At 60.3% G+C, this 2095-nt stretch carries 3 protein-coding genes; all 3 read right to left on the reverse strand.

Annotation, left to right across the window (positions count from 1 at the left end; translation table 11 throughout):
• Positions 1-34 precede the first annotated feature (34 nt).
• The 3 genes from ACSHSS_RS30085 to ACSHSS_RS30095 are packed head-to-tail and all read right to left on the reverse strand — an operon-like array spanning position 35 to position 2034.
• A complete protein-coding gene (locus ACSHSS_RS30085; RefSeq protein WP_445545963.1) occupies positions 35-217 on the reverse strand; it encodes a hypothetical protein in 183 nt (60 codons plus the stop codon).
• An 11-nt stretch (positions 218-228) separates the two neighbouring features.
• Positions 229-1431: a hypothetical protein gene (locus tag ACSHSS_RS30090; RefSeq protein WP_080982327.1), complete on the reverse strand. Its 1203-nt coding sequence runs from the start codon at positions 1429-1431 to the stop codon at positions 229-231.
• A 9-nt stretch (positions 1432-1440) separates the two neighbouring features.
• On the reverse strand, positions 1441-2034 hold the full coding sequence (locus ACSHSS_RS30095) for a type 4 pilus major pilin (RefSeq protein WP_048995741.1): 594 nt from the start codon (positions 2032-2034) through the stop codon (positions 1441-1443).
• Between the last annotated feature and the right edge of the window lie 61 nt (positions 2035-2095).

Consider the following 2095-nt stretch of genomic DNA (forward strand, 5'->3'; position numbering starts at 1 on the left):
TGTCATCAACCTAACGGTGTCCGCGTGTCCTGAGTTACAGGGGCAACTCCAACGGGATCGGCGCGCACGCCTGGCGCATACCAATATATGCCCCTGTCTTGTCGTAGAACGGATACGACCGGAGAGTGAACCCTGACTGGCACGATCCGTCCGCAAACGCGGCGCCCACAGCAACCGACAGCAGCACCGCCACAACCCGCTTGATCCAGCGTTTCACTCCCTTCTCCCTCAATACGAACAATATGTTTCAACGACAGCAGTACCAGTGATCCCGTTTCCGTTGCCGTCAGTAATGAACACCGTCCACGGACCGCTGCCCGATGCCGAGACATTGACCGTCGCCGTCGGATTCACGTAGAAGGTCACGGGACTAAACACGATTTGTGGTGTTCCGCCCGTCGCGCAGTTTGGTGCCGGAACCCCCCAACCGTTTTGGACCATGAAGTACCCTTGCCGAAGCGCTGGACCACCGATTGGCAACCAAGCGTGGTCCTGACAGGAAAGCAACTGCCCACGCCCGTCGCTGTTTTGTGCCATTGCGCCATTTACCGGACACCAAGCGCGCGGTGTTGCGATCGCGCCTGGTGTGATGGTCTGCGTCACTTGGAGCTGGCCGTTCACGGTACTATCGCCCGTCGAGATCGGCGCGGGCGCCGTCCCTGCGGCGTTCTGTACGAGCAGAGTTCCGGGACTCCGGACTGCGTTGCTGACCGCTACGTTCGAGGCGGCCAACGTCGGCGCACCGATCGTCCCCGTCGCGTCGATATTGCCCACGTTATGCAGGTCGACGCCGTTGACGTCCTGACTTCCTGTCCACTTCAGCGAGCCATCACGCCGGATGAAAACTGAGTTCCCATCAGACGACGGGCCGTTCGTTGCCATAACGACGGCCGCAGGTGCTCCTGGCACCGGATTAACGGCCTGCCATCTTCCGCTCAAGCCCTTGATCGTTACGGGATTCTGGCTGGTCGAAAAGCCGAAGTCATTGCCGGCCGCCTGTGCCACAACGCCGGCGCCCGAGACGTCGGGCTTCCCGAGTCGAGTCACGGGTTGCGACGAATAGAAGACGTAGGACACTTGGCAAGAGCCCGACCCGGTAGAACAGTTGTCCGGACCGACACTCATCTGAATCATGTAGGTACCGCCCCAGACCGGTCCGGTCGCATAATCGGCCTTCAGATATCCGCCGGCGCGCAAATCGGCGAGCGTCGGCGGCGTGACAGCCGTTGCTTTCGAGCCGACCATTTGTGCGACCAACGAGCCGTACTTGTCCGTCACCCATTTCGACAGCGCGGCGTTAATCACCGCCTGATTCTTTCCTTCGACGCTCAGCACGTCTCGCCGGCGGGTTTCGACGTCGTGCCGGATACCCTGTAACGTCATGAGTGCTGTGGCGACCAGCACAATCACGGCTTCAATGATGCTGAGCATCGTCTTTCCTTAGTTGCCCTTCGTCGCGTACATGATCACGCTCGCAGTTCCACCTGCAGATGAACACGCTGCCGCGGCAGTACCTGAGTCATACGTCGTCGACGGCCCGGAGATCGTGGTGTTGTTCACCTTCACCTGCGTATAGGCCTGCGCAATGGAATCCGCGGACAACGCGCACACCTTTGCGGGAACCGGATACGTCACGGCAATCGCGTCGTTGGTCGCCGTCACGGTGGCCGGCGCCGCCGTGACCGCCCCCCCGAAGATGCCGGTCAGCGCGCCGGTGGACCTGTTCAGACGGCGTCCGGCAGTGTCGAACGCACGGTTTTGCGTAAGCGACAGCATGGTGACGCTCGAGAAATCGATCTCGCCCGCTGTCGCATCTTGAATGCCGCTCACGAAGTACTGCGCTTCGCTCTTGAATTGCATCGCGTGGATCCGATCCATCACATAACCGCGGCCCATGTAGACGACGAGCGCGATCAGTGCAGCAGCAGCCATCACGCCCGCGGCTTCGACCAACGAAAGCTCCCCCTTCTGTCTGCGGCGCCCTTTGCCGACGTACAGTCGTTTGGTCTTGTTCGTTTGGTTGATCTTGTTCATGTCGGTTGCTCCTAGGGAAACGCTGATCAATGGACCAACTTCCGAAGTTGCAGGCGAGATG

It is taken from the genome of Burkholderia sp. BC1, assembly GCF_052683555.1.